The organism is Yersinia nurmii (assembly GCF_001112925.1).
In the GTDB taxonomy this organism is placed as follows: Bacteria; Pseudomonadota; Gammaproteobacteria; order Enterobacterales; family Enterobacteriaceae; genus Yersinia; species Yersinia nurmii.
The window spans coordinates 25,378-47,424 of sequence record NZ_CPYD01000010.1 but is presented as its reverse complement, the minus strand read 5'-3'; the positions used below and the strand labels follow the sequence as shown (position 1 = coordinate 47,424).

The window sequence follows — 22,047 nt, the reverse complement described above, 5'->3', positions numbered from 1 at the left end:
GTGGGCGGTTCAGCAACCACAAAAGGCAGGGGTATTGTGCAGAGTTTTCAACTGGCAAACTGCGTACAGAGACACAAAATTAACAAATAATTAGTAAAAACACCGATGTTATATAACTAAAATGCCGGATAGCCCTCAGTTTCAACTTTTAGGCATCCGGCATTTCATGAGAAAATGTAATGCGAAAACGGGGCTGGAATTAGATTTTTTCAATCGAGCAGTTAAGGTTGCAACCACTCGGGAATATCATTCAGCCCCATTGCCTGACGCACCAGTTTAGGTTTCACGCCGGGGAGAGAGTCTGCCAGCGTTAAGCCAATGTCCCGTAAGAGCTTTTGGGCCGGATTATTGCCAAAAAACAGTTCACGAAAGCCCTGCATCCCCGCCAGCATCAGTGCGGCGCTGTGCTTACGGCGACGTTCATAGCGGCGTAAGTACAGGTGCTGACCGATATCTTTCCCCTGACGCTGTAAACGTCGTAGCTCCGAAACCAGCTCCGCGGCGTCCATGAAGCCAAGGTTCACGCCCTGCCCGGCCAGTGGATGTACTGTGTGAGCGGCATCACCGACCAACACCAGACGGTGTGCGGCAAAGCTTCGGGCATAACGCCCCATCAGTGGAAATGTTTGTCTATCACTTTCAACCTGACACATTCCTAAACGCATATCAAAGGCGACCCCCAGCTCACGATTAAACTGGTCCGGCGGTAATTCGGCAAGTCGAGCCACTTTTTCTGGTGCTAATGACCAAACGATCGAACTGAGATTTGGCTCGCTAAACGGAAGAAATGCCAGAATACCGTCACCATGAAACACCTGTCTCGCCTTAGCCTGATGCGGTTCTTCGGTGCGAATAGTCGCCACCAGCGCGTGGTGGCCATAATCCCAGAAAGTCAACGGAATATCAGCATGTTGGCGCAGCCAGGAATTCGCGCCGTCGGCACCCACCACCAGTCTCGCACTAAGTAGTCGATCATCGGTCAGAGTAATAAAAGCCTCGTTTTCCCCCCAGGCTACCTGTTTCAGGCTTGCCGGAGCCAGCAGAGTGATATCAGGCAACTGGCTGGCGCGCTGCCATAATGCTTGTTGAATCACCCGATTTTCAATGATATGGCCCAAATGGCTAAAACCGTACTCATCGGCGCGGAAAGCAATTTTACCGAAGCTGTCCTGGTCCCAAACTTCCATTCCGTCATAAGGGCTGGCACGCATCGCTAGAATGCTGTCCCAGACGCCAACATGCTGAAGCAGCTTTTCACTGGCGGCGTTGATAGCAGAAACCCGCAGTTCCGGTGCGCCCGTCAGCGGAACGGGGAGTTCGTCTTCCGGCTGATGATGCTCCAAAATGGCAATACGTAAGCCACTTCCCTGTAAACCACAGGCTAGCGCCAGTCCTACCATACCGCCACCGGCGATAACTACGTCAAATGATTGCATGCTACTTTATTTCCTGTCGTGAAAACGGCAAAGAACCTGCCCGCCAGCGGCGGTAGGTTCTAAATGGCGTGGATTAGCGCTCAACCCACCCCAGAGTACGTCGTGCAAAAGCATCGCGCATCGTTGGCATCTGTTCCATCGCCATTAGCCCCAAATTACGCCCTACGGCTAGCGGAGCGTAATTATTTGCAAACAAACGAATCAAACCATCGGTTACGCCAATGGTTGCCTGTTGGTCCTTGTAACGACGATTTTGATAACGGCTTAATACGGAATAAGCGCCTAAATCAGTTCCAGCCAGCGTCGCTTCCGTCAAAGTTTCTGCCAATGACATAACGTCTCGCAGACCAAGGTTAAAGCCCTGACCGGCAATCGGATGCAAGGTTTGCGCCGCGTTGCCGACCAGCGCCAAACGATGGCTAATATGGCGAGAAGCGGTCAATAAACGCAGTGGATAGCTGTGGCGTTTACCGGCCTTCAGCATTTTTCCTAACCGCCAGCCGAAGGCCGTTTGCAGCTCAGCCAGAAATTCCACGTCGTCCCAGGCGTCAACTTTGGCCTGATCTTGCTGCGGATGACACCATACCAAAGAGCTACGCCCACCAGACATAGGCAATAATGCCAGCGGGCCATGGCGGGTAAAGCGTTCAAATGCCCGGCCTGCGGGCATTTCTGACGTCGTAATATTGGCGATGACGGCAATTTGATGATAATCCTGCTGCTGCCACTGAATATTGCAGGCGGCGGCCAGTTTGGAATAAGAACCGTCGGCGGCAACCAAGAGCTCAGCCGTCAATCGCTCGCCGTTATCCAGCATCACGCTGGCGTGTTCCGCCGTTCTCTGCACATCCACAACCTTAGCGGGGCAATGTAGGGTAACGCCCGGAGCCTTAGCCAGCAGCGCAAACAGACGCTCACCGGCGTCGTGCAACTCGATAACGTTACCTAAAGCAGGAACCCGATAATCATCGGCACGCAAATTAACAAAACCGGCGTGGCCAGTATCGCTGACCTGCACGTGGGTTATCGCTGTGGCACAATCCACTAGCGCAGGCCAAATACCGGTTCGCTCCAACTGCTGACAAGTGCCTTGCGACAAAGCAATCGCCCGCCCATCAAAACCCGGATGGGCGCGATCGCCAGGAGAAGTCGCTTCCACCAGCGCGACGTCAACCTGACCTTGAGTCAATGCCGAAATCGCCAGAGCCAGCGTCGCGCCTGCCATACCACCGCCAACAATAATGATACTCATCGCTTACTTTGCCGCCGCCATTAAAGCTTCAATCTCTTCTGCTCGTTTCACTACGCTTGCCGTCAAGTTTTCATTGCCGGTTTCAGTAATTACAATATCGTCTTCGATACGCACGCCGATCCCACGGTATTCTGCAGGCACATCAGCATCTGGCGCGATATACAAACCCGGTTCGATGGTTAATACCATTCCCGGCTTCAGAATACGGCCACGGTCGCTGGTTTCATAATCGCCCACATCATGCACATCCATCCCCAGCCAATGACTGAGGCCATGCATAAAGAACGGACGATGAGACTGCTCGGCAAGCAGATGATCCACATCGCCTTTTAGAATACCCAAATCAACCAGTCCGCGGATCATGATCCGCACCACGCGATCGTTCACTTCACGGATGCTAATGCCCGGTTTGAACAGTTCCAGCGCAGTCTCAATGGACTCTAGTACGATGTCGTATATCGCGCGCTGTGCCGGAGAGAACTTACCGTTGACCGGGAAAGTGCGAGTAATATCACCGGCATAGCCCTGATATTCACAGCCTGCATCAATCAGTACTAAATCTCCGTCCCGCAGTTCACATTCATTTTCGGTGTAGTGGAGAATGCAGGCATTCTCGCCACCACCAACAATGGTGTTATAGGCTGGGAAACGCGCGCCGTGGCGGGTGAACTCATGCAGAATTTCCCCTTCCAACTGGTATTCATACATTCCCGGGCGGCATTTTTGCATCGCGCGAGTATGTGCCAAAGCGCTGATTTCGCCAGCGCGGCGCATCACTTCAATTTCTTCCGGCGATTTGAACAAACGCATTTCATGTAGCCACGGGCGCCAATCGGTTAGCGTTGCCGGAGCGCGCAGATTTTTACGGAAACCATTACGCAATTTCTCCAATGCGGCAAAGATGATTTTGTCCGCATAGGCGTATTCGCCCTGAGCGTGATAAACCACATCCAATCCATTGAATAATAGGTGCAGTTGCTCATCGATTTCATCAAATGCTAAGGCGCGATCGACACCGAGTTTTGCCGGTGCAGCATCCTGCCCCAAGCGGCGACCAAACCAGATTTCCGCCGTTAAATCCCGCACCCGATTAAACAACACGCTATGGTTGTGAGTTTCATCGCTTTTCACCAAAATCAGCGCCGCTTCAGGTTCGTTAAAACCGGTTAGGTAGCTGAAGTCGCTATTCTGACGATAAGGATATTCGGAGTCTGCGCTACGGATGGCCTCCGGCGCGGAGAAAATAATTGCGGCACTGGCTGGCGCCATCTTCGCCAACAATGCCTGGCGGCGATTTTGATATTCTTGCTGAGTCATTACCTTCTCCTGAAATCTATTGTATCGAGTGTGAGAAACGATCAATTAATCTGGGGAAAACCTCAGCCTGTCGCAGTAACACACGCCAGGCAGCCCGCTAGGCGAGTGGACTATGCCACGCGCCGCAAATCCGCTGTTAGTGCAGAGTCGGTTTCGGCAACTCGACCGCCGTCGGCTTCTGCTGAGTGAATTCTATATGGCACAGCAATGCCGCAACCCGAACGTATTCAGCGACTTCTTCCAAAGACTGAGCCAGTTCTTCCTGATCTTCATCTTCGTCGTAGCCAAGTTGGGCGATATTGCGCAGATCGTCAATGGCTTCGCCCACTTCGTCTTTCACCTGTGCCAGTTTAGGCTGAAGCATGCCCAATCCCAGCAAGAAGTGATTAACCCAGCCAGATAGCGCATCAGCGCGATCAAATACGCTGATTTCGTCGCCTTCCGGCAGCAACAACTGGAACATAAAGCCTTCGTTTTCCAGCGCTTCTTGCGTAGATTCATGCAATTGTTGCAGTGGCAGACTCAGCGCCTGCGGGAAAGCCACGCCTTCGTTGGTCAGTTCATGAACCAGCGCTTGCCAGCCATTATCTTGACTGCCGCCACACAGCATCCCGCTGATCAGGCCATGCATTTCGGCAGGAGTAAGGGCGACGGCCTGCTGGTTCAACGCCTGAGCAAGAGATTGGTAAGTTGGTAATGTATTCTGTATGGACATGCGTATTCATCATCGTTGGCAGGATAAGTTCGTGTTATGCTACCACCAAGATCAGTCGCTATACCAGAAAACGCAACGCTATAAAGGGGTTGTATCTTGGTATCGAGGTATATATAGTGGCGCCCGCTTTGACCACTAAGGGCAATTTGCCTATGGTGTTACAGGGCTAGCGCGGAAATTAGTCAGGAAGGTGGCATGTCTGCACAACCGGTAGATATTCAAATTTTTGGTCGCTCGTTAAGAGTTAATTGTCCGCCAGAACAACAAGATGCGTTGAACATGGCTGCAGAAGATCTTAACCAACGGTTGCAAGATCTTAAAGTTCGCACTAGAGTCACCAATACTGAGCAGTTAGTTTTTATCGCGGCATTGAACGTATGTCACGAACTGGCTCAGGAAAGATTGAAAACGCGTGACTATGCATCCAATATGGAGCAACGTATTAGGATGTTACAACAGACCATTGAACAAGCGTTGCTTGAACAGGGTCGCATCTCTGAACGTCAGGATGCACAATTTGAATAAATCGTTGTTGAATGATAGATTCAACAGTGAGTAAAGAATTTCTCTGAGGTGTTCGTCAGCGGGCCAGTCCCCTGAGCCGATATTTAATACCAACAGAATGTTGTGATCCGTAACCGGTGAGCATGCTCGGTCCGCCGAGAAGCCTTAAGGTAGCGACACTGCGTTCACCTTGAACCAAGGGTTCAAGGGTTACAGCCTGCGGCGGCATCTCGGAGATCCCTTTATCTATCATGATGTTGTGAGATCATGATGATTCGATAAGTTTGATTCAATACAGGCAGCCTATGCCTTACCATCCCCAGTACGGCCCTTTACGGCAACAAATCAGAAACGACATTCGCCAACGGCGACGTTTGCTGACCCCAGAACAACAACGCAACTCTGCCCAGCTCGCCAGCCAACAAATCCAGCGTCATCCACGAATTCAGCAAGCTCGCAACATTGCGCTATTTCTCTCTTTCGACGGTGAACTCAATACCCAACCTATCATTCAGCGGCTCTGGCAGCAGAAAAAACAGGTGTATCTTCCGGTTTTACACCCGTTCAGCCGCGGCAATTTATTGTTTTTACGCTACGCGCCGGAAACGTCGTTAGTGCTGAATCGGCTAAAAATTCGTGAGCCACAGTTGGATGTTAGAGAGGTTTTACCACTTTCTGAGCTGGATATCATCATTACGCCACTGGTGGCGTTTGATCGTCACGGACAACGTTTGGGGATGGGCGGTGGATTTTACGATAGAACTTTACAACACTGGCAACACAGTGGTCCCTACCCTATCGGGCTAGCTCATGACTGTCAGTTAGTGGACGATTTACCCGTGGAATACTGGGATATTCCGCTGCCGGAAATTATTACTCCATCCCAGGTATGGCGCTGGTTATGACTGAATTATTTAAAATTTATCGGCATCTACTGATACCGATAAATTAAATAAACCGCCATTTCATCCAATCGATTTCGCATTTACGACGCGAAAAAAGATGAAGGGGAGTGATCAGTAAAGCAAACGGGCGCGAATAGTCCCCGGAATCGCCTTCATCAATTGCAGAGCCGTTTCAGCCCTATCGGTGCCCTGAGTTTCCACATCGATCACCACATAACCAATGTCCGAACTGGTTTGCAGGTACTGCGCTGCAATGTTGATTCCCTGCTCGGCAAAAATCCGGTTAATGCTGGTCAAAATACCCGGACGGTTTTCATGAATATGCAGCAAACGGCTGGTATGGTCACCGTGAGCAGGCAGAGAAACCTCTGGGAAATTAACCGCCGAAAGCGTGGAGCCGTTATCGGAATACTTAGCCAGTTTCCCAGCCACTTCATCACCGATATTCTCTTGCGCTTCCTGCGTTGAACCGCCGATATGCGGAGTCAGTAGCACGTTATCAAATTCACACAGCGGTGAATTAAACGGATCGCTGTTGGTCGCAGGTTCGGTCGGGAATACATCAATTGCCGCACCGGCAATATGATTACTAGCCAATGCATCACACAGCGCAGGAATATCAACCACGGTGCCGCGAGAAGCGTTGATCAGCAGCGCACCAGGCTTCATTAGCGCTAATTGCTCTGCGCCCATCATATTGCGGGTCGAGCGGGTTTCCGGCACGTGCAAGCTGACCACATCGCTCATGTTCAGCAAATCAGAAAGATGGCGAACCTGTTGAGCATTGCCCAGCGGCAGCTTGTTTTCGATATCATAGAAAAAGACTTTCATCCCTAGGCTTTCGGCCAGAATACCAAGCTGCGTACCGATATGACCGTAACCAATGATACCCAGCTTTTTGCCACGCGCCTCATAGGAGCCAGCGGCCAGTTTGTGCCATTCGCCGCGGTGAGCTTTGGCGTTAGCCGCAGGAATACCGCGGAACATGAGCAATAGCTCGCCCAGCACCATTTCAGCGACGGAACGGGTGTTGGAGAACGGCGCATTGAATACCGGAATGCCGCGTTTGGCCGCAGCGTTTAAATCAACCTGATTAGTGCCGATACAGAAACAGCCAACCGCGACCAGTTTCTCTGCCGCAGCGAAAACTTCTTCCGTCAGATGAGTACGCGATCTTAAACCGATAAAGTGAGCATCACGAATCGATTCTTTCAATGATTCTGTGTCTAGGGCACCTTTATGGTATTCGATATTGCTATATCCGGCCGCACGAAGATTATCAACCGTGCTTTGGTGAACCCCTTCTACTAACAGAAACTTAATTCTGTCTTTTTCCAGCGATACTTTTGCCATTTCCCCAACCCTATTTTCAGACTTCAGATGCGGCTGCCTTTGTCTATGAATCTGGCTAGCACCCAGTCAACATAACAAATATTACGACGGCATCAATACAAACGATTGCCTAGGGTTCAGCACAAATTTTACTCCGGCAGTGATTTTACGGAAGAAAACACTGTGTAACAGCAAGTTAACGGTAGGTTAATGGAATAGAAAACGCCAATGTGACATATGTCACTAAATTTAACCTTTTTAAGAAAAGATGATTAAACGCAAAAAATATTCGGGATAACGCGAAAACGTCATCCCGATAACATATTTTAACCAGCAAGGCTTATTTAGCCGTGATTGTTTTCACGCCATCTGCGGTACCGACCAAAGCCACGTCTGCGCCACGGTTAGCAAACAGACCCACGGTGACCACGCCAGCGATACCGTTGATTTTATTTTCTAACGCAATGGCATCCAGAATATCCAGATTATGTACGTCTAAGATTACGTTGCCATTATCCGTCACAACATTCTGGCGATATTCAGGCAAACCGCCCAATTTGACCAACTCGCGCGCCACGTAAGAACGAGCCATTGGAATCACTTCAACCGGCAATGGGAATTTCCCCAACACATCAACCTGTTTAGACGCATCGACGATACAGATAAATTTACGCGCAATAGCTGCAATGATTTTTTCGCGGGTCAGTGCCGCGCCGCCGCCTTTAATCATCTGCATATGACCGTTGATTTCATCCGCACCGTCAACGTAGATGTCCAGATCGTCAACTTCATTACTATCAAAAACGTGGATGCCCAGACTTTTCAGTTTTGCCGTTGAGGCATCAGAACTGGAAACCGCACCTTTAATCTGATGTTTAATCGAGCCGAGTGCGTCGATAAAATGTGCCGCAGTTGAGCCGGTGCCGACGCCAACGATGGTGTCTGGTTTGACATAATCCAATGCTGCCCAACCAACTGCTTTTTTAAGTTCGTCCTGAGTCATGGTCATTTCACTGCCTATTAATATGAAAACCTGTCGCTATTATAGAACATGCGGGAGGGAAATCTCGCCAATTAAGCCAGACTCAGATGCCGTTAATCCACTCTGGATCACAGATATGTTCCCGCGTAGCGGCTGAATTTCCGTTGATTTTTGCGGCAGCAAAATAGATAAACTGTGGCATAGTGCCTTATTAAACTTATTTTTGGAGAGATTACTCCGATGAAACGCCCAGACTACCGAACGCTACAAGCGCTGGACGCGGTGATCCGTGAACGCGGCTTTGAGCGCGCGGCACAAAAACTTTGCATCACCCAATCGGCGGTATCTCAACGTATAAAACAGTTGGAAAACCTGTTCGGTCAGCCATTATTAGTACGTACCGTGCCTCCACGCCCAACGGAGCAGGGTCAGCGTCTGCTGGCGCTCTTGCATCAGGTTGAATTGCTGGAAGAAGAATGGCTAGGTAACGACAACGCCGTGGATACGCCGCTACTACTGTCTCTGGCGGTTAACGCCGACAGTCTGGCAACCTGGCTGCTTCCTGCGCTGAAACCGGTACTGGCAGATTCGCCTATCCGATTGAATTTACAGGTAGAAGATGAAACTCGAACACAGGAACGTCTGCGTCGTGGCGAAGTCGTTGGCGCGGTGAGTATTCAGCCGCAGCCTTTACCAAGCTGTCTGGTGGATCAATTGGGCGCGCTGGATTACCTGTTCGTTGCCTCAAAAATCTTTGCCGAGCGTTACTTCCCCAATGGCGTGACTCGTCCGGCGTTACTCAAAGCACCGGCTGTCGCCTTTGACCATCTGGACGATATGCATCAGGCATTTTTACAGCAGAATTTTGATTTATCGCCAGGTAGCGTTCCTTGCCACATCGTTAATTCTTCGGAAGCCTTTGTGCAACTGGCTCGCCAAGGCACCACATGTTGTATGATTCCGCACTTACAGATTGAAAAAGAGCTGGAGTCGGGAGAGCTTATCGATCTGACGCCGGGATTATTACAGCGCCGGATGCTGTACTGGCACCGCTTTGCGCCGGAAAGCCGGACAATGCGGAAAGTGACTGACGCCCTGTTATCACATGGGCGTCAGGTATTACGACAGGATTAACTACGCAGTTTTATTTCGCCGGATTCAGTTGGAATACCACGTCGACCTGATCGTCAAAGTGAATTGTCTGCTGCTCATAAGTTTGGGCAGCATCGCTTGCCATACCCGCCTCCGGGCTTTTATACATGCGCGCTACCGGCATTGGCTGGTAGTTGGCCACGCGATAACGAATGCTGTACACCGGCCCCAGCGTAGCTTTAAAGCCCTGAGCTAGAGAACCAGCCTGAGAAATCGCGTTATCAATGGCCTTCTTACGCGCCTGCTCACGGTATGTCTCTGGATTCGCGACCCCTAACTCAACGGCGCGAATTTCATTCAGACCCGATTTCAGCGCGCCGTCCAGCAACTCGTTCAGTTTATCCAACTGACGCAGAGTAACCTGAACCTGACGCACCGCCCGGTAACCTTTCAGTACAGCTTCACCGGTTTTCTTGTAGTCGTATTCCGGCTGAGTACGCAGATTTGCCGCATTGATATCTTTCTTCTCAATACCATTTTTCTTCAGAAAATCAAAATATTGAGCCACACGAGTATCAACCTGTTTCTTCGCTTCTGCGGCGTCTTTGGCAGTTACGCTAACTTCAATAGCCAAAGTAGCAATATCCGGCGTAGCGTCAACGCTGGCGGTTCCTGAAGTCACAACGTGCGGCCCTTCCGGCAGCTCAGCCGCCTGCGAAGCCAAAGGTAACGTCCCTAATCCCATCATTGCGGCCAAAGCCAAGGTCTTTAACTTCACGGTGCCTCCTAAAAATATGCCGATGCGAAAAATCGCTGCGAAGCACGGTTTATCAGTCAATTACACCTAAGAGCAAGTTTATTTGCAGTTAATTACTCTTACTGAAGACCGAATCATGCACAATTATTTTGTCGCTTAGTTAATTCAGTAACCTAACAAAGCTAGCACATCTTTTGTCATGAAGAATTCAGAATAGTGATAAAAAATCAAAAACTCAGGCCTTGTTTAGCCAACTGAAAGGCAATAAACCACATCACACCGCCGACTAATAAATTGATCCCTCTTTGCGCCGTTGGACGATTGAGCCAAGGAGCCAACCACGCGGCCAGCAACGCCAAGGCAAAAAACCAGCTGATAGAAGCACTGACCGCCCCTAAAGCGAACCATGGTCTGACCTCTGGCAATAACTGTCCGCCTAGGCTGCCCAGCACCACAAAGGTATCCAGATAAACATGCGGATTGAGCCAGGTTACGGCCAACAGAGTAACGATGATTTTCCAGCGATTTTTAACGCTACTGCCTTCAGTAGTCTCCTGAACATCACCACGCCATGCGGCGCACAATGCTCCCCAGCCGTACCACAACAGGAAGGCCACGCCGCCCCAAGTTACCAGAGCCAAAAGCAGCGGCGATTGGTTGAGCAAGGCACTACCACCAAAAATACCGCCACAAATCAATATGATATCGCTCAACGCGCAGAGCGTAGCGCTCATAATGTGGTGCTGGCGCTTAATTCCCTGATTCATCACAAAAGCATTTTGCGGCCCCAGTGGTAAAATCATCGCCGCGCTTAAAGCAAAACCCTGAAGAAAAATGGCTAACATGTTGTTCCCTTTGAATAATATCCGCCAATGTGCGAAACGATTGCGAGCATATTACGAGGAGATTTTCATCAGAGGAAATGGATATTTCTTATCCATGATAAGGAGAGCTAATAATCAATGCAGAAATAAGATAATTGACGATAAGAAGTTAAGAATAAACCGCCCAATAAAAAACGGGCCATCACGACCCGCTGAGAAGTATTTATTGCCAGAAACCGCAGAGTTACTCTGCCGCTGTCCCCGCTTTTTTCTCTACCTGATGCAGATGAACATCCATTTGCGGGAAAGGAATACCGATATTATGGGCATCCAAAGCGCGTTTGAAGTTCTCTAGCAGATCCCAATAAACCTCCATTGCTTCGCCATTGGTAGTCCAGACACGAACGGTGAAATTCAAGGACGAAGCGGCCATTTCGTTTAAACGCACGGTCACGCCTTTATCATGCTGGATACGCTTATCTGCAGCGATGATATCGCCCAGCACTTTTTTGACTACGTCGATATCAGCATCATAAGCCACGCCAACGGTAATATCGGTGCGGCGATTCGGTTCGCGACTGGTATTAATGATGTTGTTGGCAATAATTTTACCATTCGGTACTACGATAATTTTGTCATCTACGGTACGCAGCGTGGTAGAAAAAATCTGAACCTGCACCACGGTACCGGCGACGCCACCTAAATCAACGTATTCGCCAGCACGGAACGGACGGAAGGCAACCAGCAGCACACCGGCCGCAAAGTTGGACAGTGAGCCTTGCAGCGCCAAACCTACGGCTAAACCCGCGGCACCGATAACGGCAATCACTGAAGCGGTTTGAACGCCCAAACGCCCCAATACGGCAACGATAGTGAAGGCCAGAATACTGTAACGTACCATTGCCGCTAAAAAGTCAGCGACGGTAATATCAATACCACGTAGACGCATGACTCGGTTTACCGCGCCAGAAACCACTTTGGCGATGACCGAACCGACGATCAGAATCAGTAATGCCGCAATGAGGTTCACCGCATATTGAATCAGCAAATCCTGATTGTTCGCCAACCAGGTACTTGCATTATTAATGCCGTCAACGACGTTTAACTCTTCCATTTTTATCATCCTACGGAGTTCTCCCAATCTAGAGAAAATTGCACAAAAACTTCCGCCAGCCATCGACCAGCATCACATTTAACCCGTTGAGGGTAACGAACTATGGGCGCGGTTGCCAACTTTGACAGAAAAACAACGCCAACAGAATCAGACTTATTACCTAAAAATCGCCGGATAAACCGCCATGATGACGGTATTTCTCCGTTGAATACGCTAGAAAAGAAAAAGGCTCCCAGAGGAGCCTTTAAGCAATTTCAAACGGAACGCTATTACAGTACGTCAACCGCGTTTAGTTCTTTGAATGCCAGTTCCAGACGAGTAATCATTGAAGTCTGGGCAGCACGCAGCCATACGCGTGGATCGTAGTATTTCTTGTTAGGTTTGTCTGCGCCTTCTGGGTTACCCAGCTGAGCTTGCAGATAGCCTTCGTTCTTTTTGTAATACTGCAGGATACCGTCCCATGTTGCCCACTGGGTATCGGTATCGATGTTCATTTTCACTACGCCGTAGCTGACCGCTTCTTTGATTTCTTCTGCAGTAGAACCTGAACCGCCGTGGAATACGAAGTCCAGGCTATTGTGTGGCAGGCCATGTTTCTTAGAAACATAATTCTGAGAATCACGCAGAATAGTAGGGGTCAGTTTAACGTTGCCTGGCTTGTAAACACCGTGAACGTTGCCGAAAGAGGCAGCGATGGTGAAGCGTGGGCTGATTGCGTTCAGTTTTTCGTAAGCATAATCAACGTCTTCTGGCTGAGTATACAGAGAGGAAGCGTCCATGTGGCTATTGTCCACGCCGTCTTCTTCACCGCCGGTGCAACCCAGTTCGATCTCCAGAGTCATACCGATTTTCGCCATGCGAGTCAGGTACTTGCTACAGATTTCGATGTTTTCTTCCAGAGACTCTTCAGACAAGTCGATCATGTGAGAAGAGAACAGTGGCTTACCGGTAGCCGCGAAGTGTTTTTCACCCGCGTCCAACAGGCCGTCTAACCATGGCAGCAATTTCTTAGCGCAGTGGTCGGTATGCAGAATCACAGGAACGCCGTAATGCTCAGCCATCTGATGTACATGGTGTGCACCAGAGATTGCGCCCAGAATTGCAGCACCTTGTGGAACGTCAGTTTTCACGCCTTTACCTGCGATGAACGCAGCGCCGCCGTTAGAGAACTGAACGATAACTGGTGCACGCACTTTCGCCGCTGTTTCCAGCACGGCGTTAATGGAGTCAGTACCCACGCAGTTTACTGCTGGCAGAGCAAAGTTGTTTTCTTTAGCTACTGCGAACACTTTCTGCACGTCATCACCTGTGATGACACCTGGTTTTACGAAATCAAAAATTTTAGACATGTTACGTTGTCCTGTTTCGTCGGCCGAAGATAAATGGAATCGGTTTCGCTGATTAACCTGTCGGCGGCTACCGACAGCAGCGAAATAGCGAAACGGGCGGCTTTCGCCCCCCGTCATCTAAATTACTGCTTAGCGCGCTCTTCTAGCATCACTACTGCTGGCAGTTTTTTGCCCTCCACGAATTCGAGGAATGCGCCACCGCCGGTAGAGATGTAAGAGATTTGGTCAGCAATACCGAACAGATCGATTGCTGCCAGAGTGTCACCACCGCCAGCGATAGAGAATGCTTCGCTCTCAGCGATGGCGCGAGCCACGATCTCGGTTCCTTTACGGAAGTTAGGGAACTCGAACACGCCAACTGGACCATTCCACAGAATGGTTTTGGCGTTTTTCAGAATCTCGGCCAGACGTTCAGCGGACACGTCGCCCAGATCCAGGATTTGTTCATCGTCTTTAATTTCAGTGGCTGGTTTCAGCGTCGCGGTCGCAGTTTCAGAGAACTCGGTCGCTACGCGTACATCGGTAGGAACCGGGATGTTGCAGGTTTCCAACAGACGTTTGGCTTCTGGGATCAAATCAGCTTCGTACAGGGATTTACCTACGTTGTTGCCTTGAGCTGCCACGAAGGTGTTAGCGATACCGCCACCCACAATCAGCTGGTCAGCAATTTTGGACAACGCACCCAGCACGGTCAGTTTGGTAGAAACTTTAGAACCGCCAACGATAGCCACCATCGGACGAGCAGGGTTACCCAGCGCTTTACCCAGTGCTTCCAGCTCAGCTGACAGTAGCGGACCAGCACAGGCGATAGGAGCAAATTTGCCAACGCCGTGGGTAGAAGCCTGCGCACGGTGAGCGGTGCCGAAGGCATCCATCACGTAAACATCACACAGGGCAGCATATTTCTTAGACAGGGTTTCGTCGTCTTTCTTTTCGCCTTTGTTAAAGCGAACGTTTTCCAGAACCACCAGCTCACCGGCAGCCACTTCAACGCCATCCAGGTAATCTTTAGCCAGACGTACCGGAGAAGACAATTTGTCTTTCAGATAGTTAACTACCGGCAGCAGAGAGAACTCTTCGTTGTACTCGCCTTCGGTCGGACGACCCAGGTGAGAGGTAACCATTACTTTAGCGCCTTGCTTCAGCGCCGCTTCGATAGTCGGCAGGGATGCACGGATACGCGCATCGGAAGTCACTTTGCCATCTTTTACCGGAACATTGAGATCCGCACGGATCAGCACGCGTTTGCCAGCTAGATCCAGATCGGTCATCTTAATTACAGACATGGTGAATCCTCTCGTTGATTCTCTTTAAAGTTGCTTATCAGTAGGTCAACTCAGGGTAACCCCTTGAATTAACCTGCCGTATTAGAAACCGCTGTCGGCCATTGCCAATGTCGTATCCAACATTCTATTGGCAAAGCCCCATTCGTTATCGCACCACACCAGAGTCTTAATCAGGTGCTGCCCACTGACCCGTGTTTGCGTGCCATCAACGATAGCACTGTGCGGATCGTGGTTAAAATCGGTCGACACCAATGGTAATTCCGTATAGTCAACTATACCACGAAATGAACCCATTGCCGCCTTTTGCAAAAGCTGGTTGACCTCAGCCACCTTCACCGAACTGCTCACGCTGACGCTCAGATCGATCGCCGTCACGTTGATAGTCGGCACTCGCACCGAGATCGCTTCAAACCTGTCGCAGAACTTCGGAAAAATACGGGTAATGCCCGCGGCCAGCTTGGTATCAACCGGAATAATCGATTGACTGGCGGCTCGGGTGCGCCGCAAATCCTGATGATAGGCATCAATAACCGGCTGATCGTTCATCGAAGAATGGATAGTAGTGACAGTGCCGGATTCGATGCCATAGGCCTCGTCCAGCAGTTTAATAACGGGAATGATACAGTTGGTAGTGCAAGATGCGTTGGAAACAATCCGATGTTCTGCTCGCAAATCTTGATGGTTTACACCATAGACCACGGTGGCATCCAAATCATGGCTACCCGGGTGAGCAAACAGTACCTTTTTGGCACCGGACGCCAAATGCGCCTCGCCATCTTCACGGGAACCGTACACACCGCTGCAATCTAAAACTACATCAACCCCCAGCTCATTCCAGGGTAACTGTGCTATTTCTGGCTGATGTACCAACCGGATAATATCGTCCCCAACGTAGAGCTTGTCACATTCCTGACGAACATCCCAAGCGAAACGACCATGGCTGGAATCATATTTAAGCAGATGAGCCATGCCTTCCGCGTTTGCCAGTTCATTAATGGCAACCACTGAAATTTCTGCCCGACGGCCCGATTCATACAGCGCACGCAATACACTACGACCAATACGCCCAAAGCCATTTATCGCTATGCGGATTGTCATGTTACTCCCTGTTTTATGGTTATCTTCATGCAACCTCATAGAGTACTGTAGCGCGTGGCCTGATATTCATCGTTTTATCACATTTCAGATAATCATGCTGTCAGCATTATGCAAATTATTCTCGACAGGCCTTAATAATGAATCACAACTGAAACGCTTCAGCCAGAATAAACCAAACGAGGTACAAAGGGAATATCTTGCTGATAAAGGGCACATATCCCCCTTTTTTTGGCGAAAAACAGGTAAAAAAAAGGCCGCAGAAGCGACCTTTTAACATCGATATTACCGAGGGATACCTTCCCTTTTACACATTGAGAACAGCGTCTGTTATTTCAACAGCGCCTGAGCTTTCGCTACTACGTTCTCAACGGTGAAGCCGAACTCTTTGAACAGCAGGTCTGCTGGAGCAGATTCACCGAAGCTGGTCATGCCAACGACAGCGCCGTTCAGGCCGACGTATTTGTACCAGTAATCCGCAATACCGGCTTCTACCGCAACGCGAGCGCTAACCGCCGCTGGCAGGACAGATTCACGGTAAGCCGCATCTTGCTTATCAAACGCATCGGTAGATGGCATAGAAACAACGCGAACTTTACGGCCTGCGGCGGTCAGTTGATCCGCTGCGGCAACCGCCAGTTCAACTTCTGAACCAGTCGCGATGAAGATAAGTTCCGGCTGGCCAGCGCAGTCTTTCAGGATATAACCACCTTTGGCGATGTTAGCCAACTGTGCTGCATCACGCGGCTGCTGAGCCAGATTTTGACGGGAGAAAATCAGTGCGCTTGGGCCGTCTTGGCGTTCCAGAGCGTACTGCCAGGCTACCGCTGACTCGACCTGATCGCATGGACGCCATGTGCTCATATTTGGCGTTACGCGCAGGCTTGCCATTTGCTCAACGGGCTGATGAGTCGGGCCGTCTTCACCCAGACCGATAGAGTCATGGGTATAAACGAAGATGCTGCGGATTTTCATCAGCGCCGCCATACGCACTGCGTTACGTGCGTATTCCACGAACATCAGGAAGGTTGCGCCGTAAGGGATAAAGCCGCCGTGCAGAGCAATACCGTTCATGATGGCGGACATACCGAATTCGCGCACACCGTAATGAATGTAGTTACCGGCGATATCATCGTTCAGAGGCTTAGAACCCGACCACATGGTCAGGTTACTTGGCGCCAGGTCAGCAGAGCCGCCCAGGAACTCAGGTAACACCTTACCGAAAGCTTCCAGCGCATTTTGTGATGCTTTACGGCTAGCGATATTGGCTGGGTTCGCCTGCAATTGCTCGATGAATTTCTTGGATTCAGTTTCCCAGTTAGCTGGCAGCTCACCGCTTACGCGGCGTTTGAACTCGGCAGCCAGTTCTGGGTAAGCTTTTTCATAGGCAGCAAATTTCTCGTTCCAGGCCGCTTCTTTCGCTTTGCCCGCCTCTTTTGCATCCCAAGCCGCGTAGATATCCTGTGGAATTTCAAAGGCAGGGTATTTCCAGCCCAGCGCGTCACGAGTTGCAGCCACTTCCGCAGCGCCCAAAGGTGCGCCGTGGGAATCGTGGGTGCCCGCTTTGTTTGGTGAACCGAAACCGATAACGGTTTTGCACATCAACAGTGACGGTTTATCGGTAACTTTACGCGCTTCTTCAATTGCCGCTTTGATGGAATCTGGGTTATGACCGTCTACATGACGAACCACATGCCAGCCGTAGGCTTCAAAACGCGCTGCGGTATCATCGGTGAACCAACCTTCAACATGACCATCAATGGAGATGCCGTTGTCATCGTAGAATGCAGTCAGTTTGCCCAGTTTCATGGTACCGGCCAAAGAGCACACTTCGTGAGAAATGCCTTCCATCATGCAGCCGTCACCCATAAAGGCGTAGGTGTGGTGGTCAACGATATCGTGACCAGGGCGGTTAAACTGCGCGCCTAGAGTACGTTCGGCAATGGCAAAACCAACGGCGTTAGCAATACCTTGACCCAGAGGGCCGGTAGTGGTTTCTACGCCTTCGGTGTAGCCATATTCTGGGTGGCCCGGAGTTTTAGAATGTAACTGACGGAAGTTTTTCAGCTCTTCCATCGGCAAGTCGTAACCGGTGAGGTGCAACAAGCTGTAGATCAACATGGAGCCGTGGCCGTTAGACAGCACGAAGCGGTCGCGGTCAGCCCAGTGTGGGTTAGTTGGATTATGGTTCAGGTAATCACGCCACAGGACTTCGGCAATATCTGCCATACCCATAGGGGCTCCGGGGTGGCCGGAATTCGCTTTCTGCACGGCGTCCATGCTAAGGGCGCGGATCGCGTTGGCAAGCTCTTTACGAGAGGTCATGTTTTACTCCAGGTCGGATTTAAAAAGCGTTCAAGTCTATCATTTTCTCAGACTAGGCATTGAAACGGCAATCACTAAAAACAAATGAAGGCAACTTCCATGATGGCACAGCCGAATCTGCTGGATTTTCAGAATAAAGCTATAGCTCTATCGCTGATTGCGCGTTACCTTCGCTACCAACAGGAAGCTATAGCAAGCATCAGTATTGCGAGCTAGGGTAGTGGAAGCCGCACTGATGCAACAGCTATTAATGCAATTGCTGTAATGTAGCAATGAACCCAGACTAATTGAACCGTATAACTATATTGATTGAAACTGAATTGATTAGACCGGATTAAATCTTAAAAATTATTGAACGGCAAAACCATGCTGAACAGCATAACTACAGGAAATAAGGCGTTATGAACATTCGTACTTCGTTGATGGCTTTGAGTATCACCGCGCTGCTAAGTGGGTGTCAGAATATGAACACCGAAGGCCTGATGCAATCTGGCGCGCAGGCGTTTCAGGCTGCAACGCTAAGTGATACCGATGTCAGAACTCTCAGCGATAAATCCTGTGCAGAAATGGATCAAAAGGCGCAAATTGCGTCAGCGGACAGCGAATACAGCAAGCGTCTGGCAAAAATTTCCGCGGCCCTCGGCGACAACATCAATGGAACACCAGCCAACTATAAGGTGTATGTGACCAAAGACGTCAATGCTTGGGCAATGGCGAACGGTTGTATCCGCGTATACAGCGGACTGATGGATATGATGACCGACAACGAAGTGGAAGGCGTTTTGGGTCACGAAATGGGCCATGTAGCCTTAGGACATACCCGTAAAGCCATGCAGGTTGCTTATGGCACCACCGCCCTGCGTACCGCGGCTTCTTCCGCTGGCGGTATTGCCACTTCCTTGTCTCAGTCCCAATTAGCGGATATTGGAGAAAAACTGGTGAACGCCCAGTTCTCGCAGAAACAAGAAAGTGAAGCCGATGATTATTCCTTTGAACTGCTGAAAAAACGCGGTATCGATCCGAACGGTTTGGTCACCAGCTTCGAAAAACTGGCTAAAATGGAAGGTGGGCGAGGCAGCAGCTTGTTTGACGATCACCCGGCTTCTCAGGCACGCGCCGATCATATTCGTGAGCGCATTAGCAGCGGCCAGTAAGCTAATCGGTATCAATGAGTTCTACTACGCCCGTAAATCGCGGGCGTTTCTTCTTCTTTAAATTCTCACTGACGGGTTTATATCTACTGACTTTTATCGATTAGTTTTCATCGATTTCAACCTGAATCTGCCCACCGTCAATCCGCACCGGATAAGTTTGCAGATCGCGATCTCCCGGTTCACGCAGACATTTTCCGCTTCTCACATCAAACACTGCCCCGTGCAACAGGCATTCAATAGTGCCCTCATCAAAAAATCCCGGACTGAGTAACGCATTTGCGTGAGGACAAATATCATCCATCGCAAAATATTCGCCATCCATAATATAAATCCCAATTCGTTTATCCCCCACGCTGGCGGAGAACGGCGAATCGGGTTTGACGTAAGACACTTTGCACACATTCAGCCAGCTCATGTTATCGCTCCATTTATTCTCAGGAAGCCCGTTTATTTCAAGGGGTACCGTTCGACCTATCGATCTTAGTGTGGTCGATTTTGCGCATAACGGAGGAAAATGGTTTTTCGGGGCGCAGAAGAGAAGAAAGGGAAAACAACAAGGGCAGACCAAAGTCTGCCCTTAAGATAATGCCTGACAAGTCAGTTAACTGGGACTCATCTTCAAGAATTACTCGTCTTCAAGATAAGTGTAGCCATACAGACCGGATTCAAACTCTTCCAAGAACTGAGCTTGCAGTTCTGGTGCCAGATCGGTTTCTTTGACCTGATCGCGGAAGTGATTCAGCAGTTTTTCCGGGTCTAGCTGCACGTAGGCCAGCATATCTGCCACGGTGTCACCTTCGTCGGTTTGTTCCACTTTCACGGTGCCGTCAGGATAGACATAGACATCAACTGCGGCCGTATCACCGAACAGGTTATGCATGTTGCCCAGAATTTCCTGATAAGCGCCAACCATAAAGAAGCCCAGCGCTGGCGGGTTTTCCGGATCGTACGGAGGCATTGGCAGCGTGGTAGCCACGCCGTCGCCATCCACGTAATGATCGATAGTACCGTCTGAATCACAGGTAATATCCAGCAATACCGCACGACGTTCCGGTGGCTTGTCCAAACCTTCCAGCGGCAGAACTGGGAACAGTTGATCAATACCCCAGGCGTCTGGCATCGACTGGAACAGCGAGAAGTTGACGTACAGTTTGTCCGCCATGCGTTCTTGCAACTCGTCGATAATCGGACGGTGTGCGCGGTTGCTCGGATCCAACTGTTCCTGAATCATATTGCAGATAGTCAGGTACTGTTGTTCGGCCCAGGCACGCTGTGTCAAATCCAACATTCCATGCGCGTATTGGGTATGCACATCGTGCAAATCCATCTGGCTATCGTGCAACCATTCACGCAGAGAGCGACGGCTTTCTGGTTTCTGCATTTCTTGCCAGGTATCCCACAGGCTTTCCAATGCGCGTGGCGCATCTTCGGCCGGTGCCTGAGGTTCACTGAATTCATTACGTTCCACACCGATAACGTTGGAAACCAGCACGGTATGATGCGCAGTAACCGCACGACCAGACTCAGTAATCACCGTTGGATGTGGCAAACCGTGTTCATTACAAGCATCGCCGATACCCCAAATCACGTTGTTGGCGTATTCATTCAAACCGTAGTTTACGGAGCAATCGGACTGAGATCGCGTTCCTTCGTAATCCACGCCCAAACCGCCGCCCACGTCGAAACACTGGATATTTACGCCCAGCTTATGCAGTTCTACGTAGAAACGAGCAGATTCACGCACGCCGGTTGAGATATCGCGAATATTGGAAAGCTGCGACCCCAAGTGGAAGTGCAGCAGTTGCAGGCTATCCAGACTCTTGGCTTCACGCAGCATTTCTACCAGTTGCAGTACCTGAGTTGCGGATAAACCGAATTTAGATTTTTCACCGCCGCTGGCCTGCCATTTACCTGATCCCTGAGACGCCAGACGCGCGCGAACGCCCAAGCGCGGCACCACGTCCAGACGTGCGGCTTCTTCCAGTACCATTTTGATTTCTGACATCTTTTCGATGACCAGATACACTTTATGACCCAGTTTTTCGCCGGTCAGTGCCAAGCGGATATATTCACGGTCTTTATAACCATTACAGACAATCACGGAGCGAGTCATGCCCGCATGAGCCAATACCGCCATCATTTCTGCTTTAGAGCCAGCTTCCAGACCCAAAGGTTCACCGGAATTCACCAGCGACTCAATCACCCGGCGGTGCTGGTTAACCTTAATCGGGTAAACCAGGAAGTAGTTGCCTTGATAGCCAAATTCGTTACGCGCACGCTCAAACGCTGCGTTAATGGAACGCAGGCGGTGCTGTAAAATCTGTGGGAAACAGAACAAGGCCGGTAAACGCTGCCCGTGCTGTTCTTGCATATCCTTGACCAGTTGCGCCAGATCGACACGTGCCTGAGGGACGTCCGGATCAGGGCAAACGCTGATATGGCCTAATTCATTGACGTCAAAGTAGTTCCCGCCCCAGTAGGCGACGTTATAAGTGCGCAGCATCTTGCTGGCATTACGATCATTCATGGCAACCTCCTGCATGGAGCGTAAAGAAACATGTGCGCCCGCAGTAGACGGACGGCCAATCAAGTTATCATCAGACATAAT

Annotated in this window: 19 protein-coding genes and 1 other RNA gene; 5 read left to right on the top strand and 15 right to left on the bottom strand. The window is 50.2% G+C overall.

The window, feature by feature from the left end; translation table 11 throughout:
* Nucleotides 1-221: 221 nt before the first annotated feature.
* The 4 genes from ubiI to AD970_RS12940 all read right to left on the bottom strand — a co-directional run bounded on the left by ubiI (nt 222) and on the right by AD970_RS12940 (nt 4,720).
* Nucleotides 222-1,436, bottom strand: coding sequence for an FAD-dependent 2-octaprenylphenol hydroxylase (gene ubiI, locus AD970_RS12955; RefSeq protein WP_049599709.1), 1,215 nt, complete (start codon nt 1,434-1,436; stop codon nt 222-224).
* A gap of 73 nt (nt 1,437-1,509) precedes the next feature.
* A complete protein-coding gene (gene ubiH, locus AD970_RS12950) occupies nt 1,510-2,688 on the bottom strand; it encodes a 2-octaprenyl-6-methoxyphenyl hydroxylase (protein WP_049599706.1) in 1,179 nt (392 codons plus the stop codon).
* A 3-nt stretch (nt 2,689-2,691) separates the two neighbouring features.
* Nucleotides 2,692-4,005 (bottom strand): Xaa-Pro aminopeptidase, encoded by a 1,314-nt coding sequence (gene pepP, locus AD970_RS12945; protein WP_049599705.1) that lies wholly within the window; start codon nt 4,003-4,005, stop codon nt 2,692-2,694.
* A 136-nt stretch (nt 4,006-4,141) separates the two neighbouring features.
* Nucleotides 4,142-4,720 (bottom strand): YecA/YgfB family protein, encoded by a 579-nt coding sequence (locus AD970_RS12940; RefSeq protein ID WP_049599702.1) that lies wholly within the window; start codon nt 4,718-4,720, stop codon nt 4,142-4,144.
* Nucleotides 4,721-4,915: 195 nt separating this feature from the next.
* Between AD970_RS12940 and zapA the strand changes: the two genes are divergently transcribed.
* The 3 genes from zapA to AD970_RS12930 all read left to right on the top strand — a co-directional run bounded on the left by zapA (nt 4,916) and on the right by AD970_RS12930 (nt 6,129).
* Nucleotides 4,916-5,245, top strand: a complete 330-nt coding sequence (gene zapA, locus AD970_RS12935; RefSeq protein WP_004706812.1) for a cell division protein ZapA — start codon at nt 4,916-4,918, stop codon at nt 5,243-5,245.
* A gap of 37 nt (nt 5,246-5,282) precedes the next feature.
* Nucleotides 5,283-5,465, top strand: a non-coding RNA gene (ssrS, locus tag AD970_RS18935) — 6S RNA.
* Between the two features lie 64 nt (nt 5,466-5,529).
* A complete protein-coding gene (locus AD970_RS12930; protein ID WP_049599699.1) occupies nt 5,530-6,129 on the top strand; it encodes a 5-formyltetrahydrofolate cyclo-ligase in 600 nt (199 codons plus the stop codon).
* Between the two features lie 111 nt (nt 6,130-6,240).
* On the opposite strand, the gene serA is transcribed toward AD970_RS12930, so the two are convergent.
* Both serA and rpiA read right to left on the bottom strand, forming a co-directional pair.
* Nucleotides 6,241-7,482, bottom strand: a complete 1,242-nt coding sequence (gene serA / locus AD970_RS12925) for a phosphoglycerate dehydrogenase (RefSeq protein WP_049599696.1) — start codon at nt 7,480-7,482, stop codon at nt 6,241-6,243.
* A gap of 319 nt (nt 7,483-7,801) precedes the next feature.
* Complete coding sequence (rpiA, locus tag AD970_RS12920; protein WP_049599998.1) at nt 7,802-8,464, bottom strand: ribose-5-phosphate isomerase RpiA; 663 nt, start codon at nt 8,462-8,464, stop codon at nt 7,802-7,804.
* Between the two features lie 219 nt (nt 8,465-8,683).
* Between rpiA and AD970_RS12915 the strand changes: the two genes are divergently transcribed.
* On the top strand, nt 8,684-9,577 hold the full coding sequence (locus AD970_RS12915; RefSeq protein WP_049599693.1) for a LysR family transcriptional regulator ArgP: 894 nt from the start codon (nt 8,684-8,686) through the stop codon (nt 9,575-9,577).
* A 10-nt stretch (nt 9,578-9,587) separates the two neighbouring features.
* Here AD970_RS12915 and AD970_RS12910 read toward each other — a convergent pair whose 3' ends face one another.
* The 7 genes from AD970_RS12910 to tkt form a co-directional block, all read right to left on the bottom strand.
* Complete coding sequence (locus tag AD970_RS12910) at nt 9,588-10,313, bottom strand: oxidative stress defense protein (RefSeq protein WP_049599692.1); 726 nt, start codon at nt 10,311-10,313, stop codon at nt 9,588-9,590.
* A 206-nt stretch (nt 10,314-10,519) separates the two neighbouring features.
* Complete coding sequence (gene argO, locus AD970_RS12905) at nt 10,520-11,137, bottom strand: arginine exporter ArgO (RefSeq protein ID WP_049599689.1); 618 nt, start codon at nt 11,135-11,137, stop codon at nt 10,520-10,522.
* Nucleotides 11,138-11,360: 223 nt separating this feature from the next.
* Nucleotides 11,361-12,230 (bottom strand): small-conductance mechanosensitive channel MscS, encoded by an 870-nt coding sequence (mscS, locus tag AD970_RS12900; RefSeq protein ID WP_049599686.1) that lies wholly within the window; start codon nt 12,228-12,230, stop codon nt 11,361-11,363.
* 269 nt (nt 12,231-12,499) lie between these two features.
* Nucleotides 12,500-13,579: a class II fructose-bisphosphate aldolase gene (gene fbaA / locus AD970_RS12895; protein ID WP_049599995.1), complete on the bottom strand. Its 1,080-nt coding sequence runs from the start codon at nt 13,577-13,579 to the stop codon at nt 12,500-12,502.
* A 122-nt stretch (nt 13,580-13,701) separates the two neighbouring features.
* The gene (gene pgk, locus AD970_RS12890) at nt 13,702-14,865 is read right to left on the bottom strand and encodes a phosphoglycerate kinase (RefSeq protein WP_049599683.1); all 1,164 of its coding nucleotides are present in this window, start codon (nt 14,863-14,865) and stop codon (nt 13,702-13,704) included.
* An 81-nt stretch (nt 14,866-14,946) separates the two neighbouring features.
* Nucleotides 14,947-15,963, bottom strand: a complete 1,017-nt coding sequence (gene epd, locus AD970_RS12885) for an erythrose-4-phosphate dehydrogenase (RefSeq protein ID WP_049599681.1) — start codon at nt 15,961-15,963, stop codon at nt 14,947-14,949.
* A 327-nt stretch (nt 15,964-16,290) separates the two neighbouring features.
* On the bottom strand, nt 16,291-18,285 hold the full coding sequence (tkt, locus tag AD970_RS12875) for a transketolase (RefSeq protein WP_049599677.1): 1,995 nt from the start codon (nt 18,283-18,285) through the stop codon (nt 16,291-16,293).
* Nucleotides 18,286-18,686: 401 nt separating this feature from the next.
* Between tkt and loiP the strand changes: the two genes are divergently transcribed.
* On the top strand, nt 18,687-19,439 hold the full coding sequence (gene loiP, locus AD970_RS12870; RefSeq protein WP_049599674.1) for a metalloprotease LoiP: 753 nt from the start codon (nt 18,687-18,689) through the stop codon (nt 19,437-19,439).
* Between the two features lie 100 nt (nt 19,440-19,539).
* On the opposite strand, the gene AD970_RS12865 is transcribed toward loiP, so the two are convergent.
* Together AD970_RS12865 and speA are read right to left on the bottom strand one after the other, a co-directional pair.
* Entirely contained in the window at nt 19,540-19,854 is a 315-nt protein-coding gene (locus tag AD970_RS12865; protein WP_049599672.1) for a non-heme iron oxygenase ferredoxin subunit, read from the bottom strand.
* 210 nt (nt 19,855-20,064) lie between these two features.
* Nucleotides 20,065-22,044 (bottom strand): biosynthetic arginine decarboxylase, encoded by a 1,980-nt coding sequence (gene speA, locus AD970_RS12860; protein WP_049599667.1) that lies wholly within the window; start codon nt 22,042-22,044, stop codon nt 20,065-20,067.
* Between the last annotated feature and the right edge of the window lie 3 nt (nt 22,045-22,047).

What these genes read in the sequence shown, in the direction of transcription:
- fbaA (WP_049599995.1), bottom strand. Translation starts at nt 13,579, where the DNA reads ATGTCTAAAATTTTTGATTTCGTAAAACCAGGTGTCATCACAGGTGAT.
- AD970_RS12930 (WP_049599699.1), top strand. Translation starts at nt 5,530, where the DNA reads ATGCCTTACCATCCCCAGTACGGCCCTTTACGGCAACAAATCAGAAAC.
- AD970_RS12940 (WP_049599702.1), bottom strand. Translation starts at nt 4,720, where the DNA reads ATGTCCATACAGAATACATTACCAACTTACCAATCTCTTGCTCAGGCG.
- AD970_RS12915 (WP_049599693.1), top strand. Translation starts at nt 8,684, where the DNA reads ATGAAACGCCCAGACTACCGAACGCTACAAGCGCTGGACGCGGTGATC.
- mscS (WP_049599686.1), bottom strand. Translation starts at nt 12,230, where the DNA reads ATGGAAGAGTTAAACGTCGTTGACGGCATTAATAATGCAAGTACCTGG.
- epd (WP_049599681.1), bottom strand. Translation starts at nt 15,963, where the DNA reads ATGACAATCCGCATAGCGATAAATGGCTTTGGGCGTATTGGTCGTAGT.
- pgk (WP_049599683.1), bottom strand. Translation starts at nt 14,865, where the DNA reads ATGTCTGTAATTAAGATGACCGATCTGGATCTAGCTGGCAAACGCGTG.
- ubiH (WP_049599706.1), bottom strand. Translation starts at nt 2,688, where the DNA reads ATGAGTATCATTATTGTTGGCGGTGGTATGGCAGGCGCGACGCTGGCT.
- speA (WP_049599667.1), bottom strand. Translation starts at nt 22,044, where the DNA reads ATGTCTGATGATAACTTGATTGGCCGTCCGTCTACTGCGGGCGCACAT.
- tkt (WP_049599677.1), bottom strand. Translation starts at nt 18,285, where the DNA reads ATGACCTCTCGTAAAGAGCTTGCCAACGCGATCCGCGCCCTTAGCATG.
- argO (WP_049599689.1), bottom strand. Translation starts at nt 11,137, where the DNA reads ATGTTAGCCATTTTTCTTCAGGGTTTTGCTTTAAGCGCGGCGATGATT.
- ubiI (WP_049599709.1), bottom strand. Translation starts at nt 1,436, where the DNA reads ATGCAATCATTTGACGTAGTTATCGCCGGTGGCGGTATGGTAGGACTG.
- AD970_RS12865 (WP_049599672.1), bottom strand. Translation starts at nt 19,854, where the DNA reads ATGAGCTGGCTGAATGTGTGCAAAGTGTCTTACGTCAAACCCGATTCG.
- rpiA (WP_049599998.1), bottom strand. Translation starts at nt 8,464, where the DNA reads ATGACTCAGGACGAACTTAAAAAAGCAGTTGGTTGGGCAGCATTGGAT.
- serA (WP_049599696.1), bottom strand. Translation starts at nt 7,482, where the DNA reads ATGGCAAAAGTATCGCTGGAAAAAGACAGAATTAAGTTTCTGTTAGTA.
- loiP (WP_049599674.1), top strand. Translation starts at nt 18,687, where the DNA reads ATGAACATTCGTACTTCGTTGATGGCTTTGAGTATCACCGCGCTGCTA.
- pepP (WP_049599705.1), bottom strand. Translation starts at nt 4,005, where the DNA reads ATGACTCAGCAAGAATATCAAAATCGCCGCCAGGCATTGTTGGCGAAG.
- zapA (WP_004706812.1), top strand. Translation starts at nt 4,916, where the DNA reads ATGTCTGCACAACCGGTAGATATTCAAATTTTTGGTCGCTCGTTAAGA.